General features: G+C 61.4%; 21 protein-coding genes. 7 read left to right on the top strand and 14 right to left on the bottom strand.

Annotation, left to right across the window (positions count from 1 at the left end; genetic code table 11):
• Positions 1-8: 8 nt before the first annotated feature.
• From BHV64_RS01985 to BHV64_RS01970, 4 genes are all read right to left on the bottom strand, one after another.
• Entirely contained in the window at positions 9-3,032 is a 3,024-nt protein-coding gene (locus BHV64_RS01985; RefSeq protein ID WP_276770780.1) for a SusC/RagA family TonB-linked outer membrane protein, read from the bottom strand.
• Complete coding sequence (locus tag BHV64_RS01980; protein WP_288115527.1) at positions 3,029-3,469, bottom strand: STN domain-containing protein; 441 nt, start codon at positions 3,467-3,469, stop codon at positions 3,029-3,031. Before BHV64_RS01980 ends, BHV64_RS01985 begins: the two co-directional genes overlap by 4 nt.
• 43 nt (positions 3,470-3,512) lie before the next feature.
• The gene (locus BHV64_RS01975; RefSeq protein WP_149887518.1) at positions 3,513-4,736 is read right to left on the bottom strand and encodes a FecR family protein; all 1,224 of its coding nucleotides are present in this window, start codon (positions 4,734-4,736) and stop codon (positions 3,513-3,515) included.
• A 116-nt stretch (positions 4,737-4,852) separates the two neighbouring features.
• Complete coding sequence (locus BHV64_RS01970) at positions 4,853-5,437, bottom strand: RNA polymerase sigma factor (protein WP_229028713.1); 585 nt, start codon at positions 5,435-5,437, stop codon at positions 4,853-4,855.
• A gap of 160 nt (positions 5,438-5,597) precedes the next feature.
• Here BHV64_RS01970 and BHV64_RS01965 point away from each other — a divergent pair, with 160 nt between their 5' ends.
• The 6 genes from BHV64_RS01965 (at position 5,598) to pnuC (ending at position 14,043) form a co-directional block, all read left to right on the top strand.
• The gene (locus BHV64_RS01965; protein WP_118406485.1) at positions 5,598-6,515 is read left to right on the top strand and encodes an endonuclease/exonuclease/phosphatase family protein; all 918 of its coding nucleotides are present in this window, start codon (positions 5,598-5,600) and stop codon (positions 6,513-6,515) included.
• Between the two features lie 235 nt (positions 6,516-6,750).
• Positions 6,751-7,851: a redox-regulated ATPase YchF gene (gene ychF, locus BHV64_RS01960; RefSeq protein WP_217727110.1), complete on the top strand. Its 1,101-nt coding sequence runs from the start codon at positions 6,751-6,753 to the stop codon at positions 7,849-7,851.
• Between the two features lie 41 nt (positions 7,852-7,892).
• Positions 7,893-9,428, top strand: a complete 1,536-nt coding sequence (gltX, locus tag BHV64_RS01955) for a glutamate--tRNA ligase (protein WP_022062594.1) — start codon at positions 7,893-7,895, stop codon at positions 9,426-9,428.
• A 146-nt stretch (positions 9,429-9,574) separates the two neighbouring features.
• Positions 9,575-10,630 carry an aldose epimerase family protein gene (locus BHV64_RS01950; protein WP_015546551.1) on the top strand — a complete coding sequence of 352 codons (1,056 nt, stop codon included), beginning with the start codon at positions 9,575-9,577 and terminating at the stop codon, positions 10,628-10,630.
• Positions 10,631-10,950: 320 nt separating this feature from the next.
• Positions 10,951-13,239, top strand: a complete 2,289-nt coding sequence (locus BHV64_RS01945; protein ID WP_217727108.1) for a TonB-dependent receptor — start codon at positions 10,951-10,953, stop codon at positions 13,237-13,239.
• A gap of 189 nt (positions 13,240-13,428) precedes the next feature.
• Positions 13,429-14,043, top strand: coding sequence for a nicotinamide riboside transporter PnuC (gene pnuC, locus BHV64_RS01940; RefSeq protein ID WP_015546549.1), 615 nt, complete (start codon positions 13,429-13,431; stop codon positions 14,041-14,043).
• Between the two features lie 1,041 nt (positions 14,044-15,084).
• Here the strand turns inward: pnuC and BHV64_RS01935 are convergent.
• Entirely contained in the window at positions 15,085-15,723 is a 639-nt protein-coding gene (locus BHV64_RS01935; RefSeq protein WP_044054731.1) for a 3-keto-disaccharide hydrolase, read from the bottom strand.
• 31 nt (positions 15,724-15,754) lie between these two features.
• A complete protein-coding gene (locus tag BHV64_RS01930; protein WP_015546547.1) occupies positions 15,755-16,138 on the bottom strand; it encodes an MmcQ/YjbR family DNA-binding protein in 384 nt (127 codons plus the stop codon).
• Positions 16,139-16,223: 85 nt separating this feature from the next.
• Between BHV64_RS01930 and BHV64_RS01925 the strand changes: the two genes are divergently transcribed.
• Positions 16,224-16,862: a hypothetical protein gene (locus BHV64_RS01925; RefSeq protein WP_195579383.1), complete on the top strand. Its 639-nt coding sequence runs from the start codon at positions 16,224-16,226 to the stop codon at positions 16,860-16,862.
• Positions 16,863-16,934: 72 nt separating this feature from the next.
• On the opposite strand, the gene uxuA is transcribed toward BHV64_RS01925, so the two are convergent.
• The 8 genes from uxuA to BHV64_RS01885 all read right to left on the bottom strand — a co-directional run bounded on the left by uxuA (position 16,935) and on the right by BHV64_RS01885 (position 25,958).
• Positions 16,935-18,113 carry a mannonate dehydratase gene (gene uxuA / locus BHV64_RS01920; RefSeq protein WP_015546545.1) on the bottom strand — a complete coding sequence of 393 codons (1,179 nt, stop codon included), beginning with the start codon at positions 18,111-18,113 and terminating at the stop codon, positions 16,935-16,937.
• 479 nt (positions 18,114-18,592) lie between these two features.
• Positions 18,593-19,405, bottom strand: coding sequence for an SDR family oxidoreductase (locus BHV64_RS01915; RefSeq protein WP_149887512.1), 813 nt, complete (start codon positions 19,403-19,405; stop codon positions 18,593-18,595).
• 5 nt (positions 19,406-19,410) lie between these two features.
• Positions 19,411-20,484 carry a LacI family DNA-binding transcriptional regulator gene (locus tag BHV64_RS01910; RefSeq protein WP_288115525.1) on the bottom strand — a complete coding sequence of 358 codons (1,074 nt, stop codon included), beginning with the start codon at positions 20,482-20,484 and terminating at the stop codon, positions 19,411-19,413.
• 144 nt (positions 20,485-20,628) lie between these two features.
• Entirely contained in the window at positions 20,629-21,615 is a 987-nt protein-coding gene (locus BHV64_RS01905; protein WP_022061413.1) for a diacylglycerol/lipid kinase family protein, read from the bottom strand.
• Between the two features lie 7 nt (positions 21,616-21,622).
• Positions 21,623-23,080: an aminoacyl-histidine dipeptidase gene (locus BHV64_RS01900; RefSeq protein ID WP_217727840.1), complete on the bottom strand. Its 1,458-nt coding sequence runs from the start codon at positions 23,078-23,080 to the stop codon at positions 21,623-21,625.
• A 139-nt stretch (positions 23,081-23,219) separates the two neighbouring features.
• Positions 23,220-24,191: a PhoH family protein gene (locus BHV64_RS01895; RefSeq protein ID WP_149887509.1), complete on the bottom strand. Its 972-nt coding sequence runs from the start codon at positions 24,189-24,191 to the stop codon at positions 23,220-23,222.
• 7 nt (positions 24,192-24,198) lie between these two features.
• On the bottom strand, positions 24,199-24,795 hold the full coding sequence (locus tag BHV64_RS01890) for a porin family protein (RefSeq protein WP_217727847.1): 597 nt from the start codon (positions 24,793-24,795) through the stop codon (positions 24,199-24,201).
• A gap of 11 nt (positions 24,796-24,806) precedes the next feature.
• Positions 24,807-25,958 (bottom strand): MFS transporter, encoded by a 1,152-nt coding sequence (locus BHV64_RS01885; protein WP_195285184.1) that lies wholly within the window; start codon positions 25,956-25,958, stop codon positions 24,807-24,809.
• Positions 25,959-26,347 lie beyond the last annotated feature (389 nt).

Here is a 26,347-nt window from a genome sequence, read left to right as displayed (position 1 = left end):
CTCGAATTTTAGAAGTTATACTGAAGGCCGAGTTTCACCACGCGCTGCAACGGGTATTTCAAGCCGTTGCCGCTTCCCATTTCGGGGTCCCAGTATTTGAAGGGCGAAATGATGAACAGATTCGTGCCGGCCAGATAGGCGCGCAGGCTTTTGTACGTGAAACCCAGTTCGACGCTCTTCAGGCGCAGGTAGCTGCCGTTCTTGATCCAGAACGACGAGGTCTGCGTGTTGTTGGCGTTGTAGCGGTAATCCAGGCGCGGATAGGCGGCATTGGGATTGGGATCGGCTTCCGACCAGTGGTCGTCGGCAACGTACTGCGTCATGTTGAAGCCCGAATACTGATTGTCGCGGAACGGGTGCATGTCGTACATGCGCAGCGAGACGCGCGCCGTGCCCTGGAAGAAGAACGAGAAGTCCCAGCGTTTGTAGTTGACCGAGGCGCCGAAGCCGTACAAGATCTCGGGCACGGTGGGATAACCCAGCGACGTGCGGTCGTTGGCGTCGATCACGCCGTCGCCGTTCAGGTCGCGGTATTTGATGTCGCCAGGCAGATAATCGGGCATGAAGGTCTGCCGGGGCGAGTTGTCGATCTCCTCCTGCGAGGCGAAAAGGCCGTCGGCGACCAGTCCGTAAACCGAATTGACGGGTTTGCCCAGCACGGAGTTGTATTTGTTGGGCAGGTATTTCGCCTCGTCGCGGGCCTTCACCTCGTTGTGCGCATAGGTGAACGTTCCGCGCACGGAGACCAGCAGGTCCTTGTTGAACGCCTTGTTGTATTCGAGCGAAACATCGACGCCGCGGTTCTCCACCTCACCCAGATTGCCGTAGGGCGTGACGCCCGAAAGGCCCATCGTCGAGGGCAGCGAACGCCGCTGCATGAAGATGCCGGTACGATTTTCCTTGTAAACGTCGACGTTCAGCGTCAGGGCGTCGAACAGTCCCAGTTCAAGTCCTACGTTAAGTTTGGTGCTCTCCTCCCACGTGGCCAGGGGATTGCCCACGGTCTTGATCTCGTGTCCGGTCTGCTTGACGAAGTTGGGCGAAAACCACACGTAGAGCGCCTTGTTCATGTTGACCGTCGTGAGATAGGGGAAACGGACGATATTGTTGCTGCTGTCGGCCAGATAGTCGTTGCCCGAAAGACCGTACGAAGCACGGATTTTCAGCAGGTTCACCTTGCTGCGGATACCTTCCCAGAACGGTTCGCCCGACACGACCCACGCTCCGGCGATCGAGGGGAAAAACCCGAAACGACGACCCGATATGAAGTTCTCCGAGCCGTTGTAGCCGAAGTTGAACTCCATCAGGTAGCGGTTGTCATACCCATAGGTAAAACGTCCGGCGAGACCCTGCTCGCGGTAAGGAAGCACCTTGTACTCATCATTGGCGGGCTGATTGTCGACCTTCTCCTTCTGGTGGTAGACGAACAGGGCGTTGACGTCGTGTTTGCCGAACGTGCGCGAATATTCGATCTGCCCCTGCAACGAGATCTCACGGTAACCGTTCCGCCCCGTGGAGGTTCCCAGATAGGACGATCCGGGCGTGCCGATGCTTTGCAGGTTGTAGTCGAAAGTCCCGTCGCCGTTGTCGGTATAGTCGGTCATTTCGTAATAATAGGGAGAAAAAGAACGGTAAGTCGCCGCATAGGTCTTGTTGTAGAACGAGACCATGCCCCGAACCTTCAGTCCCTTGGTGACGAAATCGAGGTCCTGGTCCACCGAGAAGGTCGTGGTGATGTACTGCGTATGGCGCTGTCCGTATCCGCGGCTCAACAGGGCATAAGGATTGATGTCCGTAGAACCACCGTCCCACGAAGGGGCATTTCCGAAAATCGGGTCGTCGAGATCCTCCACGGAGCCTTTGGGATAGATGGCCGGGAAAGCGACCGGATTGGCGCGCATCGTATAGTAGAACAGGTCTTTCACCTCTTCGACGGGACGGTGCCAGAAAAGCAGTTGCGTGTTCATCTTCAGACTCACGCGGGTCGTTCGGGTGAGCTGCGCGCCGACGTTGGCCTGGAAAAGGTATTTCTGCGAATTGATGTTGGTGTTGAATTTCGACTCCGCGGGCTTCTTCAGGATACCGTTTTCGTTGAAGATCGAAGCATTGAGGAAATAGTCGACCACCTTGCCGCCGCCTCGCACATTGAGATTCATGTTCTCGTTGACCGTAAAATCCTTGAAAAGCATCGAATACCAGTCATTGTCGGGATAGACGTAGGGATTGAGCCGGTTGCGCGTGCCCGTGATCTTCTCGTCCGAAAAGTGCTGCACATAAGTTTCGCCCGCCGGGGTGCGGGTGCGCAGCGCCTCGTTGTAGTTCTCCATGTAAGTCACGCCGTCGGCGATGTCCTGCACGCGCGTCGGCATCGAAATGCCCGACTCGAGACGAACGTTGATCGCCATCTTCTCCGACTGGCGGCCGTTTTTGGTGGTAATGATCATTACGCCGTTGGCGCCGCGCGAACCGTAGAGCGCCGTGGCCGTGGCGTCGCGCAGGATCGAAAACGACTCGATCGCCTCGGGCGGAATGTTGTTGAGCATCTCCGAGACGATCTCCACGCCGTCGAGAATCAGCAGCGGCGATTTGTTGGCCCCGAAGGTCGAGATGCCGCGAATCCAGAAATTCGCACCGTCGGCGCCGGGTTCGCCCGACGACTGGGTCGAGATGACGCCGGCGATCTTGCCCGCGAACGAGGTCGAGAGGTTGCTCGACGTCACCTTGAGCGTACTGGGACGCACGACCTGCACGGCTCCCACCAAACTCTCCTTCTTCTGCGTGCCGAAGGCCACGACCACCACGTCGTCCATGACGTTCGACGCCTCGATCAGCGTCACGAGCTTGAACAGTTCGACATCGGCGACGGCGATCTTCTTGGTGTCGTAGCCCAGAAAAGCGAAGGTGACGTGTTTCGTTCCCGCCGGCACCTTGAGGGTGTAGTTGCCGTTGATGTCCGAGGTGGCGCCGACGGTCGTCCCCTCGACATAGACCGAAACACCGACGATGGGCTTGTTGTCGGCCGAAGAGATCACCGTCCCCTGCAGGACGATTTCCCTACCGGAATCCGCAGCCGGGAGGGGGGGGTGACGGCGGCGTTTTTCCGGGCGGGCGCTTTCGAGATGATCACCTGGCTTTCGCGCACCCGTCCGGTCAGCTCCGTTCCCTTGAGGACCGCGGACAGCAGTTCGTCGATGGTCGCAGACCTGACCGAAACCGAAACCCGGCGGTCGAGCAGCGGCCGCACGTCGTCGGTGTAAATGAAGGCGTAACGGCTGGTCCGCTCGACCTCGGCAAAGACGCTCGACAGCGTTGCGTCCTTCATCTTCACGGTCAGCGACGATTTGGCCCCGGCGTCCTGCCGGGAGGCCCGGACGGGCTGGAGATTCACCGGAAGCAACAGCATCACCGCCGCAAGAATCCGCAGCATACGGCATGTCGAGCCACTCCTCACAAAGAAAAGTTTCTTCATAAGTAACAGTATTAAGGTTAGTATTTAAGACTGGAATTGGTTGTCAGCGATATACGGCGTCGGCGCAATCGTCGGGGGCAGGCCTCACCGCCACCGAGCCGTCGGGCCCCCGGACGTAGGCGATCCGGAAAATGTCGGAGAGCACGTCGAGCGTGCCGTCCAGGTCGTCGAACAGGATCAGCTTGCCGGTACACTTCCGGCTCCCGATCTCCCCGAAGCAGGTTATTTCGATCTTGTAGAACGCAGCCACCTTTTGCAGGACTTCGAACAGCGTGTTCGAGGTGAAGAACAACAGTCCGTCCTTCCAACTGATGTATTTATAGGGATCGACCTCGTAGACCGAATAGCTGCCGTCCTTCATCGAGAAGCGTTCCGAAGGATTCAGCGTCACCGATTCGCCGTTGGCCACGTCGATGGCCACGGAGCCTTCGACCAGCACCACGGCCGACGAACCGTCGGCCCGGGGCGCGGTCGTCACGTCGAACGACGTGCCCAGCACGCGGGTCGCAAAATGGTCGGTGTGCACGATGAAGGGACGGTTCGCATCCTTCGCCACCTCGAAATAGGCTTCGCCCTCGACGAAGACGTCGCGCGTGTCCCCGAACGCCGACGGGAAACGGAGCACCGACGCCGAATTGATCCACACCCGCGTCCCGTCGGAGAGTTGCAGATGTGCGCGCTTGCCCTTGGGGACCACCAGTTCGCTCGTATGCACGCGCACCTCCTGCCGGGGCGTCCTGCGATCGGTCTCCGCCCCTTCGTTCTCCTTGCCGTCGATCAGGATTTCGCCCTTGGGCGTAAGGCTGATACGGGCGATGTCGTCATACACCTCGCGGCTGCCTTCGCGGGTCACGAGCGTGATGTTCTCATAGGCCTCGGCCGAAGGCAGTCCGGAACCCGTGAAATCCGCACTCCAGAACAGGGCCGCCACAACGCCGGCGACCAGCAGGGAAGCGGCGGCGAAGAGCGCCGTCCGGTTGCGGCGGCGGGGAGGGGCTGCAAAACGGCGCCGGGCGTAATGGTCGGTCAGGATGCGGTCGAGCAGCAACTGTTTCTCCACGGACGGCAGCGCGGGATGGGTCTTGCCCACACGGCGCACCAGGCTCACGGCGCGCTCGAATTCGAGCAGGTCCTGCGGATGGCGTTCGGTGTAACCGCACCAATAGCCGTCCTGCGCCCGCTCGGGATCGAGACACCACAAAACGAAGTCCGGGTCGGAGGTGAAGAACTCCGCCGTGTGCTTCTTAATATCGTCCGGTTTTATCATTGATTCCAATCGTAATCTTCAAACTGCATGCTGCGGCTGCGGCGCCGCGCTCTTCCCTATGACGGCGAATCCGCCGTTTTGTCCCCCTCGAACCGCAAAAAACAGCGTCCGCCGTGTCAAGTGGCTATTTTCATCGTCTTGCCGCACTCCCTGCCCTTCCGAAGTTTGCCCAGCCCCTTCGACACGAACTTGCGGACGGCGTGGGGCGTGGCGTCGAGTATGACGGCGATGTCGTCATACTCCATCTCGTAGACGAAGCGCAGCAGCAGCGCCTCGCGCTGCTTGGGCGAGAGCTGGTTGAGCAGCGACTCGATCGTTTGGCGGATGCGCAGCACGTGCTCCGATTCGATCATCGCGTCGAGCGAGGTCAGCGACACCCGCAATCCCGGCTCCCGGTCCGAAAGGTCGCATTTGTCCACCCGCGAACGGTGCAGGTCGACCAGGCGGTTGTGAACGATCCGGAAAAGGTAGGCCTTGATGTTGACGATGCGGCCCAGGTCGACCTGGCGGGTCATAATGTCGAGGAATATGTCGTGGATGACATCCTTGACCGTTTCGTTGTCGAAACCGAACCCCATGCCGTAGGCATAGAGCGCATCGGCGTAACTGTTATACAACATAACATATACGTCGGTCTCTTCGGCATACTGCCGGTCGATTCGTCGGGTGTCGTACTTGCGTTGCCGAAACATTCGGTTCATTGGTTTGGTCGGTCATTCGATATAACGGAAAACCGTCCGGTTTGTCCCCCTGCAAGCGGTAAAAATCGAATAAAAAATGCGAAATAGCAAATTTTCGCTCCCCGGGGGACAAAACCGGAAACAGTTCGTCTTAAATTCGAAACCAATCTCTTTCGGAAAAATGATACGAAAACCGTATTTCAGTCTGTTCCTGCTCTGCCTGCCGCTCTTCTCGCTGTGCAGTTCGGGAAACGACGATCCCGCACCCGCCCCTGCACCTGGAAAAGAGTGGCTCGATCCGATTCGCGTCGCCACCTACAACATCCAGTACGACAACTCTTCCGATCAAGACAACAAATGGACGACCCGCCGGGATTTGCTTCGCCAACTACTCCAGAGCGAGAAGTTCGACATCTTCGGAGCGCAGGAGCCTTATCTGACCCAGATCAAGGACATCGAGCCGTTCCTCGACGGATACACCTGGGTCGGAGAAAACGTCATCGGTGACAAAACGGCCCAACGACGCCACTACAACCCCGTTTTCTACCGCAAGGACAAATTCGAAGTATTGGATATGGGATCGTTCTGGTACTCCGAAACGCCTTCCGCCCCCGGGTCCAAAGGCTGGGACTCCTATTCGCCCCGCATGTGCAACTGGGTGCATTTCCGCATCCGCGCGAACGGACGGGAATTCTACCATTTCAATTCGCACTTCGACCACATAGGGACCACGGCCCGCGCCGAGAGCGCCAAACTGCTGGTGGCCAAGGTCCGGGAGATCGCAGGCGGCAAACCGGCCTTTTGCACGGGTGACTTCAATTCGAACCAAAACACCGAAGCCTACAAAACGATCGCCGGATCAGGCATCCTTGCCGACAGCTACGTCCGCTGTCCGTCCAAGACCAACGGAGACTGGCCCACCTACAACGGCTACAAATACATCTCGACGCCTCCCGCCGCTGCGTCGCGCATCGACCACGTCTTCGTCACGCCGAAGGACACGAAGGTCGTTTCGTGGCGCATCGTCAACAACAGTTACAACCGGAAATACCCCTCGGACCACTTCCCGGTCGTGATCGAATGGTCGCTGGCCGAATAGCCAGCCTTGCTGCCGGCAAATAAAACCTCTTCGCCAGTTGGCGAAGAGGTTTTATTTGCCAAGGGATAAACGGAACGGACAGAAGCGCTTTTTTCCGCGCCCAGAGCCGGAAACCATCCCCCTTTCCGCTTTTACCCGCGAGCGTCTCCGATTATTGAAAAGAAATTCGTATCTTTGTGGGCTTGTTTCACGATAAGCGCAATTTGTCTGACAGCAACATAAACGAAACGAATAAATGGCGTTACAATGCGGCATCGTCGGCTTGCCGAACGTGGGTAAATCGACCCTTTTCAACTGTCTGTCCAATGCAAAGGCACAGGCGGCAAACTTTCCTTTCTGCACCATCGAGCCCAATGTGGGCGTGATCACGGTCCCCGACCGGCGGCTGATCCGCCTCGCGGAGATCGACAACCCCAAGCGCGTGGTCCCGACGACGATCGAAATCGTCGACATCGCGGGCCTCGTGAAGGGCGCCTCGAAGGGCGAAGGTCTGGGCAACAAATTTCTGGGCAACATCCGCAACACGAATGCGATCATCCACGTCCTGCGGTGCTTCGACAACGGCAACATCACCCACGTCGACGGCTCGATAGACCCCGTGCGCGACAAGGGCATCATCGACACCGAATTGCAGCTGAAGGATCTCGAAACCGTCGAGAACCGGCTCTCCAAGACCCAGAAGCAGGCCACCTCGGGCGGCGACAAGCAGGCCAAGCGCGCCGTGGAGCTGCTCTTGCAGTACAAGGCGGTGCTGGAACAGGGGCTTTCGGCCCGCACCGTGGAACTCGACAAGGAGGACCGCAAACTGGTCGCCGACCTCAACCTGCTGACCGACAAGCCCGTGTTGTACGTCTGCAACGTCGACGAAAAGAGCGCCGCGACGGGCAACGCCTACACCGAGGCCGTCCGGGAGGCCATCGCCGGCGAGCAGGCCGAAATGCTCGTCATCGCCGCCGCCACGGAGGCCGACATCGCCGAACTGGAAGACTTCGACGAGCGGCAGATGTTCCTCGAAGACCTGGGACTGGAGGAGTCGGGCGTGGCGCGCCTGATCAAATCGGCCTACAAATTGCTCAACCTCGAAACGTTCTTCACCACCGGGGCCGACGAGACCCGCGCCTGGACCTACCTGCGCGGCATGAAAGCCCCGCAGACGGCCGGCATCATCCACACCGATTTCGAAAAGGGGTTCATCCGCGCCGAGGTCATCAAGTACGACGACTACACCGCTCTGGGTTCGGAGAAGGCGTGCCGCGATGCGGGCAAACTGTCGATCGAAGGCAAGGAGTATGTCGTCGAGGACGGCGACATCATGCACTTCCTGTTCAACGTCTGACGCCGCAACCCGGGATCGTAAAAAAATTAAAGAATACAGCTATGGAAAGACCAGTTCGGGTGCGCTTCGCGCCCAGCCCCACCGGGCCGCTGCACATCGGCGGCGTCCGTACGGCACTGTACAACTACCTGTTCGCCCGCCGGCACAAGGGAACGATGATCCTGCGCATCGAGGACACCGATTCGCAGCGGTTCGTCCCCGGAGCGGAGGATTACATTCTGGAATCGCTCAAATGGTGCGGCATCGAGATCGACGAAGGCGTGGGCGTCGGAGGGCCTCACGCCCCCTACCGCCAGAGCGAGCGGCGCGAAATCTACCTCAAATACGCCCTGCAACTCGTCGAGGCGGGCTGGGCCTACTACGCCTTCGACACGGCCGAGGAATTGGACGCCCTGCGCAGGGAGGCCGAGGCGCGCGGCGAGGCGTTCGCCTATAATTATGCGGTGCGCGAAAAGCTGGCCACGTCGCTGGCGCTGCCCGCCGAGGAGGTGAAGGCGCGCCTCGACCGCGGCGACCAGTGGGTGATCCGCTTCCGGATGCCCGAAAACGAAACGGTCGCGATGGACGACCTGATCCGCGGACACGTGGAGGTCAACACCTCGACGCTGGACGACAAGGTGCTCTACAAATCGGCCGACGCGCTGCCCACCTACCACCTGGCAAACATCGTCGACGACCGGCTGATGGAGGTGTCGCACGTCATCCGCGGCGAAGAGTGGCTGCCGTCGCTGCCGCTGCACTACCTCCTGTACAAAGCCTTCGGGTGGACGGACGTGCAGCCCCGGTTCGCCCACCTGCCCCTGCTGCTCAAACCCACGGGCGGCGGCAAGCTCTCGAAGCGCGACGGCGACAAGATGGGATTCCCGGTATTTCCGCTCTTCTGGACCTCTCCGACGGGTGAGACCGCCCACGGCTACCGCGAGGACGGCTATTTCCCCGAGGCGTTCATCAACATGCTGGCGCTGCTGGGCTGGAACCCCGGCACGGAGCAGGAGATCTTCTCGATGCAGGAGCTGATCGACAGCTTCTCGCTCGACCGCGTCTCGAAATCGGGCGCCCGATTCCAACCCGACAAGGCCCGGTGGTTCAACGCCCAGTACATGCACCACAAGACCGACGCCGAACTGGCGGCCCTCTACCAGCCCGTCCTGCGCAGCCACGGCATCGAGGTTTCGGACGCCGTGGCCGGCAAAGCCGCGGGCATTATGAAGGAGCGCGCGACGTTCACGACCGATCTGTGGGACCTCACGTCGTTCTTCTTCGAGGCTCCCCGGGAGTATGAGGAAAAGCAGGTGCGCAAGTACTGGAAGGGGCAGAATCCCGCCATTCTGCGGGAGTTGCGCGACGTGCTGGCGGGAATCGACGACTTCTCGCTGGAGAACACCGAACGCATCGTCCACGCCTGGATCGAGGAGAAGGGCTACGGCATGGGCCAGGTGATGAACACCCTGCGGCTGGCCCTCGTGGGCGCCGGAAAAGGCCCGGGCATGTACGACGTAACGTCGTTCATCGGCAAAGAGGAGTGTCTGAAGCGTATCGACAATCTGCTGACCAATCTAAAACCCGCAATAGAGTAAAGTCGCCCTTTTCAAAGGGAGATTCAGAGGGATTTTCAACATGAGCCCCGGCGTTAAAAACGCCGTAATATAAGTTCGATGGGGGTTCATAGACAAAATCGCTCCGATCTAAAAACAACCTAACCCCGTCGAACTTATATTAAACTATGGTACAAATCGAACAACACGTCTGGGGCATGACCCCGGAGGGCGAGGCAATCATTCGCTACACGCTGCGCAACGACTCGGGAGCCGAAGTGCAGCTCACGAACTACGGCGCGGCGATCGTCTCGGTGAAGATGCCCGACCGCGAGGGCCGCATGGCCGACGTGGTGCTGGGATACAAACACCCCGAAGGCTACTTCTTCGACGGAGCCGCCTCGGGAAAGAGCGTGGGACGCTGCGCCAACCGCATCGCCTTCGGGCAGATGACCGTCGAGGGCAAGGAGTACCGGCTGGAGGTCAACAACGGCGTGAACCACCTGCACGGCGGAACGAAGAACTTCGCCAACCGCATCTGGGAGAGCCGCGTGGAGACCAACCGCGTGGTGATGTCGCTCGTCTCGGAGGACGGCGACCAGGGCTATCCCGGCGAGCTGTGCGTCGAGGCCGTATTCGATTTCGACGACGACAACGCGCTGGAGATCACCTACCTCGCACGGACCGACAAGACGACCGTGGTGAACCTCACCAACCATGTCTATTTCAACCTCGCGGGCGAAGGCAGCGGGTCGGTGCTCGACCACGAACTGCGCCTGAACAGCTCGAAGATTCTGGAAATGAACGAACGCCAGATCCCCACGGGCAAGCTTCTGGACGCAGCCGGAACCCCGCAGGATTTTCGGGAATTCCGCTCTTTCCGCCCCGGCATCTCGTCGGAGTTCAACCACATCCGCGACTTCAAGGGCTATGACCATCCCTTCGTCGTCGACGGCTGGAAGCCCAACATCCTGGGCGAGGTCGGCACCCTGCGCGAACCCCGGTCGGGCCGTTCGGTGACGGTGCTCTCGTCGCAGCCCAGCGTGATGATCTACACGGGCAACTGGCTCGCGGGCGGATGCCCCGAAACCAAGTCGGGCGGCCGCTATGCCGACTACGACGGCGTGGCAATGGAGTGCCAGAACTACCCCGACGCCGTGAACCACCCCGAATTCCCCTCGCCGCTGCTCCGCCCCGGCGAAACCTACTGCCAGAAGATCGTTTTCCGCTTCGGAACGTTCTAAGGAATTAAAAATGAAAAATTAAGAATTAAAAATTACCTGCGGAAAATCGCACTGTGCGTTTCGACAAATTGGAGGACCGAACTTATTTTCGGCACCAGATACATCGAAATTTACGGGTATCCTTTCCGACAATTTTTAATTCTTAATTTTTAATTTTTAATTTTTATTACTTACCTTTGCACCCGATATTTCAAAGGGGTGCCTTACTGTCAGGCTGAGATTATACCCATTGAACCGGAGACGGGTAATGCCGAGACCGGGACGAAGCGTAATCAACAACACATACCCCTTTTCAGTCCATTAACTCAAAAAGTTTAACGATGAAAAGGATTTTTCTTTCACTTGCGGCCGCCGCGCTCTGCTCGGCCGCACAGCTGCGGGCTGAAGAGAAGCAGCCCGCCAACCAAAACGCCGGCGATTCGGTCAGAATGTACCGCTTGCAGGAGGTCGAGGTGACCGCCACGCGCGCAACCCCGACCACCCCCGTGGCCTACTCCGACATCCGGCGCGAAGAGATCGCCCGCAACAGCTACGGAACCGACATCCCCACGCTGCTGGCCCTGACCCCCTCGATGATCGCCACCAACGAAACGGGCATCGGCATCGGCGGCACGGCCGTGCGCCTGCGCGGCACGGACCCGACGCGTCTCAACGTCACGATCAACGGCGTGGCGATGAACAACCCCGACTCGCACTCGATGTACTGGTACGACACCCCCGACCTCGTCTCGGCCGTGGGAAGCATTCAGGTGCAGCGCGGCGCCGGCATCTCGACCAACGGCACGGGAGCCTTCGGCGGAGCGGTCAACATGTCGACCGACGCCCTGCAAACCGAGTTCGGCGGCGACGCGTCGCTCTCCTACGGCTCGTACAACACCAACAAGCAGGCCGTGCACATCTCCTCGGGCCTGATGGGCGGCCACTGGACCCTCGACGCGCGGCTGACGCACATCGGCTCGGAAGGCTACATCGACCGCGGAGCCACGGACCTCAAATCCTACATGTTCCAGGCCGGCTACTACAACGGCAGCACGATGCTCAAGCTGATTTCGTTCGGCGGCAAGGCCAAAACGGGACTCACCTACACGGGCGCGACGAAAGAGGAGATGCGTCTCAACGGCCGGAGGTTCCACACCGAGGGCATGTACTACACCTCGAACGGACCGCACTCCTATTATTATATGAAGGACGGCGAGCGGCAGCGCGCCACGGTAGACTATTACGACGATCAGACGGACAACTACCTGCAAATCAACAACCAGCTGGTGCTCTCCCACCGTTTCAACGAGAAGTGGACCCTCAACGCCACGGGATTCTACACCTATGGCTACGGCTTCTACAAGCAGTACAAGGACGCACGCACGCTCTCCGAATACCTCAATATCCCGACCGACGTCGCTGCCGGAAAGGAGGCCGACCTCGTCCGCGAGAAGATCATGCGCAACCACCTCGGAGGTCTGAACGCCTCGGCGGCCTACTCGGTGCGGAAGCTCGACCTCGCCTTCGGCGGTTCGTACAGCTACTACTCCTGCCCCCACTGGGGCGTGCTCGACTGGGTGGACGGACTGGAAGGCAGCCAGATCGGCGGCCGCTGGTACGACAACGACGTGGACAAGCACGACGCCAACCTCTTCGCTCGCGCCAACTGGTCCGTGGCCAAAGGGTTGAGGCTCTTTGCGGACCTCCAGTACCGCTATGTCAGCTATCAGGCCTGGGGCGTCAACGACAACTACGTTTCGGAGGAGGTCGGGATGCAGCCCATCAACGTGGACAAACAGTACCACTTCTTCAATCCCCGCGCCGGCGTGAGCTACACGCTCGCCGAGCGCAACAACTTCTACCTCTCGTTCGCCGTGGCCCAGAAGGAACCCACGCGCAGCGACTTCACCGACCGTTACAAGTTCGCGGCCGACGACACCTACCCCTCGTCGGAAAAGCTCTACGACTGGGAGCTGGGCTACCAGTACACGGCGCCGCGCCTCTCGCTGGGGGTGAATCTCTACTACATGAAGTACAAGGACCAGCTCGTGCCGACGGGCATGGTGAACGACGACAGCAACGCCCTCAACACCAACGTCCCGGACAGCTACCGCCGGGGCGTGGAGCTGTCGGCCTCGTGGCGCGCAACCGGGTGGTTCACCGTGGGGGCCAACGCCACCTTCTCGCAGAACCGCATCGAGAACTACGTCGACGCACTGAAGGATAGCCCCACCTACGGCAAGGAGCTGGGCGACATGACCATCGCCTATTCGCCCGACGTCATCGCCAACGCCTTCCTGAATTTCCACCACCGCGGATTCGAAGCCGTGTTCCACACCCAGCACGTCGGCAAGCAGTATTTCACCAACAACGAGAACGACGCCCTGTCGCTGGACGCCTACTGCGTGACCAACCTCAACCTCGCCTATACGTTCCGCACCCGTTCGGCGCGCAGCGTTCGGCTGGGCCTGCTGATCAACAACCTGTTCAATGCGGAATACGAGAGCAACGGCTACGGGTATTCGTACATGGACACGTGGAGCGGACCCGCGCCCGTACGCATCGACGAGGCCTACTACTTCCCGCAGGCGCCGCTGAACGTGCTGGCGAACGTCACGGTGAAATTTTAAAACGCGCGATTTCAACGTCGCTGAAACCGAATTTCAGCTCTGAAAACTAAATAATTGTACTTCGTGCATTGCGAGGCGTCGCAGATGCCGTGGCAATCCGGGCGAAAGTCGTGACCTTACAACGCTTCCAGCAGATTCCCACGTCGGACCTTCGGTCCTCTTCGGAATGACAATACGAATGTTGAAACAATGGACATAAAACTCCTCCTGCAAATCGCCGGCGTCCTGTTGGGATTGCTCTACCTCTGGCTCGAATACCGCGCCGACATCCGGCTGTGGATCGTGGGGCTTGTCATGCCTCTGATCCACGGGGCGCTCTACTACAAATCGGGGCTGTATGCCGACTGCTCGATGCAGGCTTACTACGTGCTGGCGGGGCTGTACGGGTGGCTCGTGTGGCGCAGGAGGGGCCGAAAAACGGACGCCGGGCTGACCGGCCCTGAAGATGCGGAGGGCGCAAAGCGGGCCGCCGCGCTGCGCATCGGCCACACGCCCCTGCGGACGGTCCCGGCGCTCGCAGGGGTCTACGCCGCGGCGCACATCGGGCTGTACCTGCTGCTGACCCGCTTCACGGACAGCACCGTACCCTTCTGGGACGCGGGGACCACGGCGCTGTCGGTCGTGGCGATGTGGATGCTGTCGCGCAAGCTGGTGGAGCAATGGCTCGTGTGGCTGGTCGTGGATCTGGTGACCGTCGGGCTTTACCTCTATAAGGACCTGCCCTACACCGCGGGGCTTTACGCCCTCTACTCGGCGCTGGCCGTGGCGGGTTACCTCCGATGGCGGCGGCAGGCCCGGGCTTAAAAATCCGTTTTACCTGCGAACGCGCGAACATGCGAACAAGGGGTGTTCGCCCCTGTTCGCGCGTTCGCCCGGTTAAGAACCGGGATTTGCATTGCGACTGGCAGCTTCGGCCCGCTCTCCGCCCGGTTCTGCGCCCGGTTAAGAACCGGGGTTTCAGGTTGCGAAAGGGGCCATTTTGCACCTCCTCCCGCCGCGTTCCGCGGCGAACGATTCCGGCCCGATGCCGGAGCCGTGAAACGAAGGCCCGGCTAAAAGCGCGAGCGCCGGCGTAAGACGCCGGTTTTAAGAGTGAGAGCGTCGTATCGGATATGATCCTTTCTGCGGCCCATCGCCCCTTAAACCCGCCTTTTAGGCGGGCGCCCGGAGCCAACGTTAGACGGGACGAAGTAGGCGAAGGCATCTGCCGGGGAGTTTTTGGGTACCTTTTTGCAGAAAAAAGGTACAAAACACCCGCGACGATGTCGCGGCTTTCTCTGTACTTTTGATGGCAACCGACGCACGCAGCACGAGCAGAGACCGCTTGCGGGCTATGCCATGCCAGAAGGAGGAAAACGAGCGTAGCGAAGTTAAAAGTACCAAAACCATCCGCATGTCGCTTTCGCGGGAACAACCTCCGGCCCGCGTTGAGCGGGCTTTCGCGGGAACAACCTCCGGCCCGCGTTGAGCGGGCGCAGCAAGAACAAGACTATGCAGCCTCCCGCTCCGGGCACGCGGGCTGTCGGTTGTTCTTGTTCCGCTGCAAGCGAGAATGCGGACTTTTCTCGCCGCGTTTCGCGGCGAACGACTCGCCAGTCGAAGACTGCGATCAGTACTTTTTGCGGAAAAAAGGTACAAAGAAGTCTTGCGGGCGAAGACCGCGGTTGTCCTCGTTCCGCTGCAAGCGATAATGCGGCGGTTTAAAACCGCTTCCAGGGGCGATGCCGGGATTCTGCACGAACACGCGAACATACGAACATGCGAACAAGGGCGAACACCCCTTGTTCGCATGTTCGCGTGTTCGGGCGTTCGCGACGAGAGCAAGCCGAAGCCGCCAGCCGCAACCTAAATCCCGCGTCTCAAGCGGGTCAGCCAGATGTTGCGGAACTCCACGGGACCGCCCTCGCTCTGAAGCGCGATATACCCGCTGCGGACCGATCCGGTGCACTCGTTCTGCAAAACGCCGTTGACACAGACCGCGATATGATCGCCCACGCAGACGATCTCGGCACAGTTCCATTCGCCTGCGGGCCGCTCGCACTCCCCGCCGCTGCGCGGCTTGATGAAGACCCTTCCGTTGCTCTCCGCCCCGGCGATCTTCGCGCCGCCCAGCCCCAGCAGGTCGCCCGCGCGCCCCGCCTGCAACTGACACTCGACAGCCTCGGGCCAAAGCCGGTCGCCGGCCTGCACGCGCTGGAAAATGCCGCTGTTCGTCGCCTCGCCGATCCAACGCCACTCGACGTGAAGCCGGTAATCGTCGTAGGTCTCCTCCGTGCGCATGTACCCGAACGGACTGCCCGCTATGCGGATATTCCCGTTCTGCACGGAGAAGGCATCCCGGGCGTCGCCGACGCCCTCCGGGTCGGTGACGCACACCCATCCGGCGAGGTCCCGGCCGTTGAAAAGTTCGGTCCGCGGTTCGCGGCTGCACGAACCCGCTGCCAGCGCAAGGGTCAGCGCCGCAAAAAGAAATCGCATTCTCATCGTCATCGTATCGTTTTCGGAGGTTGAAGGTTCATTCCGGCAGCCCGTGCTCTTCGACATGACGCAGAATCTCCTCGCGCAGGCTCCTGGGCGTGACGCTGCGCCGCACGACCAGCAGGTAGGAGTTGCGTATCTGCTCGCGGATGAAGGCGTCGGGCAGGTCGCCCGCGGTGCGGATGCCGTTCCAGTGCGTCTTGTTGAAATGGTAGGCCGGGCCGATCTCCTCGTACCGCTCGCGCAGCCGGACCGCCTCGTCGGGGTCGCACTTCACGGCCACCTGCCCGAAATCGTTCATATCCGCGCAGGCGTACATCTTCCCGCCGATCTTGTAGACCAGCGTCGTCTCGTCGAACGGCGTCGATTCCTCCGTGAGGGGCAGCGACAGGCAGTAGTCGCGGAAACTCAAAACATCCATAACGGGTTCTTTTCCTCAAAGATATGATTTTTTTGGCACATCTATTGCGTTCCGAAATGAAGTAAAACCAAAATCAGGGTAAAAAATGAAAAAAATTCTCCTCTGTGTACCTCTGCTGGCAATCTTCGCGGCAGGATTTTTCGGCTGCTCGCAGCAGCGGCAATGGAACCACGAACAGCGCAAGGCGATGCGCGAGGCGCTGCGCAGCTACCGCCAGATGGTGTACCTCGACGACCTGAACGACGCCGAGTTCGTGCTCTTCTCCGACGAAGTGGCCGGGCAGCTCGAAAACAGTTATCCCGTCTACATGGAGTTCGTCCAGATGCAGGGCGTCGACGACACGGTGGACATGGTGGTCGTCTCGACGATCGTCGACGAACTGAACGCCGACGCCCGCAACATGCGGCACATCTACCCCTACAACTACCTCGTAGCGCAGGGCGTGCTGCCCGCAGGGCTTGACCACGAGCAGCAGAAAGCCTTTTACAACTGCTTCGCGGCGAAGGTCAATGCGACGTACGCCACGATGGACCAGTTCTTCAACGCCATTCTGGCCGACACGAGCGACATGTCGCAGATCCGCCGGCTGGAGAGCCAGTGTGCGAACGACCTTTTCAGCTGGGTGGTGACCGAGGTGGACGTGATCGAGACCGTTCCGGCGACCCCGGCGGCCCCGAAAACCGCTGCCGGACAGCAGACCCCGGCGGCCCCGGCCAAAAAATAGCTCCGGAACCCGTTCTGACACAATCGGTGCGCCTCGTGAGGGGCGCACCGATTCGTCATGTGCAAGACTGCCCTATTTATCGGCAAACAGCGACCGGGCGATGCCCAGCTCCAGTCCCCGCAGTTCGGCCAGCCCGCGCAGGCGGCCCAGACACGAATATCCCGGATTGGTCTTCTTCTTCAGGTCGTCGATCATCTGGTGGCCGTGGTCCGGACGCATCGGGATCGAGATGCGTCGGCGCTGCTGAATCTCCAGCAGGGCTTTCATCACGTCGTACATCGGCACGTCGCCCTCCAAATGGTTGGCCTCGTAGAAGTTGCCCTCGGCATCGCGCTGCGTCGAGCGCAGGTGGACGAAATTCACCCGGTCGCCCTGCCGCAGCATCATTCCCGGCAGGTCGTTCGCGGCCGACACTCCGAACGAACCCGTGCAGAGGCACAGCCCGTTCGAAGGGTTGGGGACCGCCTCGACCAATTTCTGAAAGTCGGATTCGGTGGAGAGAATGCGGGGCAGACCGAGGATCGGGAACGGAGGATCGTCGGGATGGATCGCCAGCACCGCACCCGCCTCGTCGGCCACGGGAGCCACCTCGCGCAGGAACGCCACGAGGTTCGCGCGCAGCGTCTCGGCCGTGACATCCTTGTAACGGTCCAGCTCCCGCTGGAACTGCTCCAGCGTGAAACTCTCCTCCGAGCCGGGCAGGCCCGCGATCATGTTGCGGGTGATCAGCTCTTTTTCCGCGGCGTCCATCCGCCCGAAGCGGGCCTCGGCAGCGGCGCGCTCGGCCTCGGAATAGTCCTTCTCCGCGCCGGGACGCTTCAGGATGAAGAGATCGAAGGCCACGAACGCCGCACGCTCGAAGCGCAGGGCGCGCGACCCGTCGGGCAGCTCGTAGGCGAGGTTCGTGCGCGTCCAGTCCAGCACGGGCATAAAGTTGTAGGTAATTACTTTAACGCCGCATTCGGCCAGATTGCGGACCGACTGTTTGTAATTCTCGATATAGCGCTCGAAATCGCCCGTGCGGGTCTTGATATGCTCGTGGACGGGGACGCTCTCCACGACCGACCAGCGAAGGCCCGCGTCGGCGACCGTCTTTCGGCGTTTTTCGATCTCCCCGACGGTCCACACCTCGCCGTTGGGAATGTGATGGAGGGCGGTCACGATGTCGGTGGCCCCGGCCTGACGGATGTCCTGGAGGCTTACGGGGTCGTTCGGACCGTACCAGCGCCAGGATTGTTTGCAAAGATACATGGATGTATTGTTTTTAGGTTTTCAAATTTTTCACATACGGTGCTTTCTCCGCTGCAAGCGAGAATGCGGCGGTTTAAAACCGCTTCCAGGGGCGATGCCGGGATTCTCCGCGAACAAGCGAACAAGAGATGTTCGCCCCTGTTCGCATGTTCGCATGTTCGCGTGTTCGCTTCTTTACCCGGCCGAAAAGACGGAATTGCCGAGAAACGGGGCCGGTTTGCTTGCAAACCCGCGAATAGGCGCCCGTTTCGAACGTTAGACGGGACGAAGTAGGCGAAGGCATCTGCCGGGGAGTTTTTGGTACTTTTTGCGGTCAAAAAGTACAAAGTACCCCGCGGGCGAAGACCGCGGTTGTCCTTTCTCCGCTGCAAGCGAGAATGCGGCGGTTGCACCTCCTGCACGTTGCCGCTGGCCGCGAACGATCCCGGCCCGATGCCGTGCCCGTCAGACCCCGCCGAAGAGACGGCTCCCGCGGCGGATCAAATCGAGAAAGCGTCGAACCCGCCGTCGACGACGGCCAGCGCGCCCGTCACGAACGACGAAGCGTCGCTGACGAGGTAGTGAATCGTACCCAGCAGCTCCTCCGGCTCGGCGAAGCGTCCGGCGGGCGTGTGGGCGATGATCGTCCGCGCACGGTCGGTGTACGAACCGTCCTCGTTGGTCAGCAGCGCGCGGTTCTGGTTCGTCAGCAGAAAGCCCGGGACGATGGCGTTGACGCGCATCTCGGGGCTGAACTTCATGGCCAGTTCGGCGGCCATGTACTTCGTGTAGTTGGCGATGGCGGCCTTGGCGGCACCGTAGCCCACCACGCGGGTCAGCGGACGCAACGCCGACTCGGAGCAGAAGTTGACGATCACACCCTTCCTGCGGGCCGTCATGGCCTCGCCGAAGACCGTCGTGGGCAGCACCGTGCCGAACAGATTGAGGTCCACGACCTTGCGGAAAGCTTCGATCTCCAGGTCGAGGAACGACTTGTCGGGAGCGATCGTCGCACCGCCCATGTTGCCGCCCGCGGCGTTCAGCAGGATGTCGATCTGCCCCCAGGCCCCGAGAATCGCCTCGCGGTTCGACACGAGCACCTCGCGGTTCAGCACGTCGGTCGCGAAGAAGAGCGCATCGCCGCCCGCGGCGCGGATTTCGCCGACAAGCGCTTCGCCCGCCTTTTCATCGCGGTCGAGCACAGCGACGCGTGCGCCCTGCCCGGCGAGGTAAACGCAGATCGAGCGGCCCAGAATCCCGGCCCCACCCGTCACAACGACGACACGGCCCCGGATGTCAAAGAGATTTTTCATGTTTTTCAGATGATGTTGTTTTTATAATACGGTATATTCTCTTTCAGCAGGATGTCGATGGGCATGTTGTTGATCTTCGACGGAGCGCGGCCCTCGACGAGCCATTCGCACAGGGCCATCACCGCGCGGTAGCCCTGCGCCTCGGGACGCTGGGCGACGAGCGCCGTCACCACGCCCGCGGAGAGCATCTCCCCGTTGCGGCGGATCACGTCGTAGCCCACCAGCCGCACGCCATCGCGCCGCCGCGCCGCCAGATAGCCCGCAAGGATGTAACACGTCGAATTGAAGGTCACGGCCCCGGCAATCGACGGATTTTCGCGGAACATCTCATCCAGCACGCGGCCGTTGCAGGCTTCGTCGTCCAGCCGCAGCGCGGCGTAGTGCAGCCGGCCCCGGAAGGCATGCGCTTCGAGGTAACTGCGGAATCCCGCCTCGCGGTTGCGCCACTGGTTCGAACCGGCGTCGCCCCGGTGAACGATCCGGCCCACGACGATGTCCGCTCCCGGATAGAGGCGGTCGAACAGCAGCCGTGCGGCGACCGCCCCGGCGTCGAACGACGACGTGCCGAAATAGGCCAGCCGGTTGCAGGCGGGAATGTCCGAATCGACGAAGACATAGGGCACCCCCCGGGCGTCGAGTTCGCGGGTGAACGGCTCGACCATCTCCGCGAAGAGCGTGGCGATCACCGCGCCGTCGAACTCCTCGCGGCGCAGCGTCTCCAGCAGGCTTTCGAACGACGAACGGTCGTACTGGTCGAAGCAGAAACGGCGGACCGTGACGTTGTAACGCACGGCCTCGGCCTCGGCGCGGGCGATTCCGGCCTCGAAATCGGCCCAGTACTCTCCCGGGGCGAAACGGGGCATGACCGCGCAGAGCGTGTACCTGCGGCCCGACGCCAGCGAGCGGGCGATCAGGTTGGGACGGTAGTCGACCCGCCGCAGCACCTCATTGATGCGCGCGAGGTTCTCCTCCGAGACCTTGCCGCGGTTGTGGATCACGCGGTCGACCGTCGCCACCGACACCCCCGCCATGCGGGCGATGTCGACGATGCGGACCGTGGTATGTTCGTTGTCGGACATGGTTTGCGCTGTTCTTCGGCGTTACATCGGCAAAGCTATGCAAAATTTTCGAAAATAGCAAGTGTGTGCGCACACACCTGATGATTCGAGCCAAAAAAGACCGGACCCGAAGTGGGTCCGGTCCTCTCTTTTTCCGGCTGCGCGCTACCCGGCCGGGGTCTCCGCCCCGACGGCGGCGCACCGCTGGTAGAAATCGCGGGCCACGACGATGCGGATGGCCCGGTGGAGAATCGAGAATTCGAGCGGCGTATGGCCCAGCGGCTCTCCGTCGATCTCGACCGACACCTCGGGCGAAGATTCGATGCGGATGCGGCTTCCGCGCTCCTGGAGGATGTGGCGGATGCGGTAGATGCCGCCGTTGAACAGGTAGTGGAAGCGGAACAGCAGGTGCCAGAAGTGCACCGGGCGGATCAGCGACAGGTCGAGCATGCCGTCGTCGGCCACGGCCGCCGGCAGCTGCTGGATGCCCCCGCCGTTGAACTTGCAGATGCCGATGGCGGCCGACAGCAGCAGGTTGTTGTAGACCAGCCGGTCGTCGACCCAGACCTTGACGCCCGTGGACTTGTAGCGGAAGAAATTCTTCACCAGACACCACGTATAGCGCCAGCGGCTCCGGTGACCCTTCTTTTTCAGGTGCGAGAGCTTGCGCACGACATGCGCGTCGAACCCCGCCCCGGCGACGTTGGCCATGTAGCGGCTCTGGCGGTAGTGCGCCTCCTCGTAGGAGACCACCCCGACGTCCTGCAGGAAGGAATAACCCTCGCTGATGGCCTTCACGGCGTCCTGATAGCGGTTCGAGATGCCGAACGTGCGGACCCAGTCGTTGCCCGTGCCCACGGCCACCACGGCCACGAGCACCTCGTCGGGACACACCTCCTGCTGGATGAACAGCCCGTTCACCACCTCGTGCAGCGTCCCGTCGCCGCCCACGACGATGATCCGGCGGTAGCCTTCGCGCACGGCCGTGACGGTGAGTTCCGTGGCGTGGAACTTGTGCTCCGTGAAGACCGGTTCGCAGAGGATGTGGGCATCGCGCAGGTGTTTCGAAATCTGTGGAAAATGGTCAAGCCCGCGACCGCTTCCGGCCACGGGATTGACGATGACGAACCATTTTCCGGAATCGGCCGCCACGCTGCGATTATTTTTCGGGAACGTTGCGCAGCGTGTCGACCAGGAAGTCGTAGAACTTCCCGACCGAGGCGATCTCCACCTTCTCGTCGGGCGAGTGGGGGTAGCAGATCGTCGGGCCGAACGAAATCATGTCCAGCCCGGGATAGGCGCTGCCGATGATGCCGCACTCCAGCCCGGCGTGAATGGCCGTCACGGCGGGCTTCTTCCCGTACAGCGCCTCGTAGGAGGCGGTCATGGCCTTCAGGATCGGCGACTCCATGTCGGGGTTCCAGCCGTTGTAGGCGCCCGTGAGTTCCGTTTTGGCCCCGGCCAGCGTGAAGAGGGCGGCGATGGACTCGCCCAGCGCCTCCTTCTCGGTGTTGACCGAGCTGCGCAGCAGGCATTGGAGTTTCACCGTCCTGCCGTCCGACACCACGCGTGCGAGGTTCGTCGAGGTCTGCACCAGCCCGGGCATGGCCACCGACATCTGCTGCACCCCGTCGGGGCAGGCCGCAACGGCCTTGATCAGATTTCCGGCAACCTCCTTCGGCAGCATTTCAGCCGGTTTTCCGACCTCCGCGACCTTGACCGACACCGCGTCCTCGATGCCGGCGTACTCGGCCCTTACGGTCTCCTCGTAGGCTTTCACCGCGGCGGCGAACTCGTCGTAGTCCCCGGTTTCGACCAGCACCACGGCCTCGGCCTCGCGCGGGATGGCGTTGCGGAGTCCGCCACCGTCCACCGACGCCAGCAGCACGTCGCACGGCGCGGCATTCAAAAAGCGGAACAGCAACTTGTTGGCGTTGGCGCGCTGGCAGACGATCTGGATGCCCGAGTGGCCGCCCTTGAGCCCCTTGACGCTGATCTTCGCAGCGGTATAACCGCCCGCGGGCGTCGGCTCGGCCTTGTAGCCGAAGGTCATATTGGCGTCGAGCCCTCCGGCGCAGCCCACGTAGAGTTCGCCCTCCTCCTCGGAATCGAGGTTCAGCAGGATGTCGCCGTGCAGCAGCCCCTTTTCCAGACCGTTCGCACCGTCCATGCCGGTCTCCTCGGTGGCCGTGAACAGGGCCTCCAGCGGCCCGTGCTTCAGCGTCCGGTCCTCCAGCACCGCGAGGATCGCCGCCACGCCGATACCGTTGTCGGCGCCCAGCGTCGTGCCGTCGGCCGTCACCCAGCCGCCGTCGATGTAGGCGTCGATGGGGTCCTTGGTGAAATCGAACTCCTTGTCGTTGTTCTTCTGCGGAACCATGTCGAGGTGGGCTTGCAGGATCACGCCCTTGCGGTCCTCCATCCCCTTCGAGGCGGGTTTGCGGACATAGACGTTGTGCGCCGCGTCCTCCTTCGATTCGAGGCCCTGCGCGCGGGCGAAATCGAGAATATAGCGGCGGATCTTCTCCTCGTGCGACGAGGGGCGCGGGATGCGGACGATCTCCGCGAAATGTTTCCAGACAAGCGCCGGTTTCAGCGCGACCAAATTACGGTCCATAATATTGAAGTTTAAGTGTTATATATCCATATCGTTCAAATCTCTCTCTTTCTCCGTCTCTTCCGTTCCGGCGGCCGCTGTCGCAGCCGGTCAGCGGCCCCCGGGAAGGGACAGGTCCGCCGCTCCGGGCCGGTGGCGGTCAACGGTCTCCGGTCCCGTCCTTTTCGACACTCCTGTCGAACGCCTCGACGATGTGTTTCACGAGCGGGTGGCGGACGATGTCGCGTTTGTCGAACTCCACGATGCCGATGCCGTCGACGCCCCGCAGAATCTCCATCGTGCGCACCAGACCGCTGTCCGACTTGCGCGGCAGGTCGATCTGCGTCACGTCGCCCGTGACGATGAACCGCGCATTGCGGCCCATGCGCGTCAGGAACATCTTGATCTGCGACAGGGTGGTGTTCTGCGCCTCGTCCAGAATGACGAAGGCATTGTCCAGCGTGCGGCCGCGCATGTAGGCCAGCGGGGCGATCTGCACGGTCCCCTCTTCGAGGTGTTTCTGGAGCTTGGCCGGCGGGATCATGTCGTTCAGCGCGTCGTACAGCGGTTGCAGGTAGGGGTCCAGCTTCTCCTTCATGTCGCCGGGCAGGAAACCCAGCTTCTCGCCCGCCTCGACGGCCGGACGCGTGAGGATGATGCGCCGCACCTGCCGCTCCTTCAGCGCGCGGACGGCCAGCGCGATGGCCGTATAGGTCTTGCCCGAGCCGGCAGGCCCCACGGCGAACAGCAGGTCGTTCCTGTCGTAGAGTTTGACGAGCCGCTGCTGGTTGACCGTCCGGGCGCGGACGATCGTGCCGTTGTTGCCGTAGACGATCACGTCCTTGTCGACCGGGGCGTCGTCCTGCGCGATGCCGCCCGCGAAACACTGTTCGATGACCTCGGCCGAGACGTGGCCGTACTTGACATAGTAGGCCGCAAGCCCCTCCATGCGTTTGGAGAAACGCTGCGTGTCGGCCTCCGGGCCGAGGACCTTGAGCGACTGCCCGCGCGCGACGATCTTCAGCGTGGGGTGCAGCGATTTGATCTGTTCGAGGTAGACGTCCTGCGCCCCGTAGAGTTCGCGGGGATCGACGCCTTCGAGCATGATTTCCTTTCCGACAGTTTCCGTCATAGACCGATCAGAATAAATAGCCGAAGCTGAACGCCACGTTATACGTACGGAGTTTGTCGAGCTGCCGCCCGTCGGGCAGCACCACGTCGTGTTTCGAGCGGAACTGGCCGTTGTAGCGCAGGTCGATCAGCAGGTGGCGCATCAGCACGATGCCCGCACCCACGGTGTACGACACCGAGGGACGCACGCGGCCGAAGTCCAGCAGGTCGCCGCCCGACTTCTGCTTGCAGTCGTTCATCACCGTGAAGACCGGACCGGCGTAGATCCGCACGGGATTGAGCAGCCGCAGCGACGCCAGCACCGGAACGTCGATCGAATTGGACTTGAGGTTGATCTCGCTCCCGCCCTCGGGACGGATACGGAGGCCCTGGCGGACGTAGAGTATCTGCGGCTCGATGGCGAAGGCCCCGAGGTTGACGGCCGTCGTGATACCGGCCTGCCAGCCCAGCTTGTTCTTCACGTCGGTTTCACTCATATTGGTCGTGTAGTCGGGGATATTGATACCGCCGACCACGCCCCACTCCACCCGCGCGCGGGGCCGTTGTGCGGCGGCGCCCGCCGCAATGGCTGCAAACAAAAGGGTCAGTACGATTCTGCGAAGCATCATTTTAATTCTTAATTTTTCATTTTCAATTGTATCGACGCCCAGAGCATGTAGGCCACGCACGCGGCGACGAAGAGCATGCCCAGATGCGGATTGCCCCAGGCGCGGACGATCGCACCGCAGACGGGTCCCGAAACCGCCCCGGCCGAGATGGCCATGATCATCAGCCCGGCCACCTCGTTGGCGTTCTCCGGAACGGCCTTGGTGGCCACGGCGTAGAACGTGGCGAAGACGCACGCCATGGCGAAGCCCAGCACTCCCACGGCGGCGTAGATGGCGGCCTCGTTGCGCACGAACAGCAGCGCCGCGCACAACGCCAGCGCCCCGGTCATGTTCCAGGTCAGGTATTTCACGTCGGAGACCTTCACCAGCACCCACGCGCCGATCAATGTACCGACGATGCGGCAGGCGTAGAAGCCCGTGGTGGTGAGGATCGACGAGGGATTGTCGATCAGCCGCACCGACAAGAAGCCGATGCCCACGTCGGCGGCGATAAAGCACGCCACGCCCAGCGTCGAGAGCAGCACGGCACGGTTTTTCAACAGGCGGAAGCAGTCGGCGAGTCCCGCGGAGCGTTCTCTCTGCGCAGGTTCCGGCACCGGAGTCAGTTGCAGCCAGAGACCCCCGACCACCGTAAGGCCCGCATAGATCGGCAGCAGGAGCCGCCACGAACCCGTCGCGGCGACCAGCCCCGTGACGATCGGAGCCAGCAGCAGGAGCGAAGTGTTGCGGAATATCTGACCCACGGTGAGGTAGCTGGTCATCCGCTCGCCGGGAACGATGGTCGCCAGCAGGGGGTTGACGGCCACCTGGATCGCCGTGTTGCCGATGCCCAGCAGACCGAAGCCCGCGAAATACCACCCCAGAGCGCAGTCCGCGCCGGCGGCATAGGGCGTCATCAGCCCCGCGACGGTGAAGCCGTAGCCCAGAAGCGCCGTGGCCTTGCGGCCCCAGCGGTTCATCAGCGCCGCGACCGGAGTCGAGAGCACCAGAAACCAGAGGAAAACCATCGTCGGCAGGAAGCTCACGGCGGCCTGCTGTCCGGGCGGGAATTCGGCGGCGATGCGGCCCGTGATCGGGGCCACCATGTCGCAGAAACCCATGATGAAGAAGCCCGCAAGCACGGGTTCGAGCAATCGTTTGTCTACTTTGTCTACGCTCATCCGAGACGAAATTTCGGGTTCCAAATTTTTCAAAGTTACATTTTTTTCCGCAAAAAACGCGTTTCCGGCGGCGATTATTTCACAATTGCCTCTCTCCGCCGCGCGGCGGACACGATCCAATAAACAAAAAACGTGCGAGATACGCAGCGGCGGCGGAACCGGCCGCAACGGGACGGCCCGGCCCGCCCACCCGCCGCGGAAGCCGCCGCATCCATCGCCGCGGGGATGCCGCACGCACGCGAAAAAGCGGCCAACGAATCGACGGATCAGCCCGCCGCACGAGAAAACGCCGCGCACCGTTTGGACGGGAACGCAGATTTTATTATATTTGGTGTCGTTACGACACTTTATCCGTCGGAAAGCCCCGCCGAACCGCTTCGGATTCGGTT

The organism is Alistipes sp. 56_sp_Nov_56_25 (assembly GCF_001915285.1).
Lineage (GTDB): Bacteria > Bacteroidota > Bacteroidia > Bacteroidales > Rikenellaceae > Alistipes > Alistipes shahii.
The sequence above is the reverse complement of the archived record's forward strand: the minus strand, read 5'-3'. Positions and strand labels throughout refer to the sequence as shown.

Bases quoted from the DNA above. Each gene is read 5' to 3' on its own strand.
- BHV64_RS01980 (WP_288115527.1), bottom strand. From the start codon at position 3,469: ATGAAGAAACTTTTCTTTGTGAGGAGTGGCTCGACATGCCGTATGCTG.
- BHV64_RS01975 (WP_149887518.1), bottom strand. From the start codon at position 4,736: ATGATAAAACCGGACGATATTAAGAAGCACACGGCGGAGTTCTTCACC.
- BHV64_RS01970 (WP_229028713.1), bottom strand. From the start codon at position 5,437: ATGAACCGAATGTTTCGGCAACGCAAGTACGACACCCGACGAATCGAC.
- BHV64_RS01965 (WP_118406485.1), top strand. From the start codon at position 5,598: ATGATACGAAAACCGTATTTCAGTCTGTTCCTGCTCTGCCTGCCGCTC.
- ychF (WP_217727110.1), top strand. From the start codon at position 6,751: ATGGCGTTACAATGCGGCATCGTCGGCTTGCCGAACGTGGGTAAATCG.
- gltX (WP_022062594.1), top strand. From the start codon at position 7,893: ATGGAAAGACCAGTTCGGGTGCGCTTCGCGCCCAGCCCCACCGGGCCG.
- BHV64_RS01950 (WP_015546551.1), top strand. From the start codon at position 9,575: ATGGTACAAATCGAACAACACGTCTGGGGCATGACCCCGGAGGGCGAG.
- BHV64_RS01945 (WP_217727108.1), top strand. From the start codon at position 10,951: ATGAAAAGGATTTTTCTTTCACTTGCGGCCGCCGCGCTCTGCTCGGCC.
- pnuC (WP_015546549.1), top strand. From the start codon at position 13,429: ATGGACATAAAACTCCTCCTGCAAATCGCCGGCGTCCTGTTGGGATTG.
- BHV64_RS01935 (WP_044054731.1), bottom strand. From the start codon at position 15,723: ATGAGAATGCGATTTCTTTTTGCGGCGCTGACCCTTGCGCTGGCAGCG.
- BHV64_RS01930 (WP_015546547.1), bottom strand. From the start codon at position 16,138: ATGGATGTTTTGAGTTTCCGCGACTACTGCCTGTCGCTGCCCCTCACG.
- BHV64_RS01925 (WP_195579383.1), top strand. From the start codon at position 16,224: ATGAAAAAAATTCTCCTCTGTGTACCTCTGCTGGCAATCTTCGCGGCA.
- uxuA (WP_015546545.1), bottom strand. From the start codon at position 18,113: ATGTATCTTTGCAAACAATCCTGGCGCTGGTACGGTCCGAACGACCCC.
- BHV64_RS01915 (WP_149887512.1), bottom strand. From the start codon at position 19,405: ATGAAAAATCTCTTTGACATCCGGGGCCGTGTCGTCGTTGTGACGGGT.
- BHV64_RS01910 (WP_288115525.1), bottom strand. From the start codon at position 20,484: ATGTCCGACAACGAACATACCACGGTCCGCATCGTCGACATCGCCCGC.
- BHV64_RS01900 (WP_217727840.1), bottom strand. From the start codon at position 23,080: ATGGACCGTAATTTGGTCGCGCTGAAACCGGCGCTTGTCTGGAAACAT.
- BHV64_RS01895 (WP_149887509.1), bottom strand. From the start codon at position 24,191: ATGACGGAAACTGTCGGAAAGGAAATCATGCTCGAAGGCGTCGATCCC.
- BHV64_RS01890 (WP_217727847.1), bottom strand. From the start codon at position 24,795: ATGCTTCGCAGAATCGTACTGACCCTTTTGTTTGCAGCCATTGCGGCG.
- BHV64_RS01885 (WP_195285184.1), bottom strand. From the start codon at position 25,958: ATGAGCGTAGACAAAGTAGACAAACGATTGCTCGAACCCGTGCTTGCG.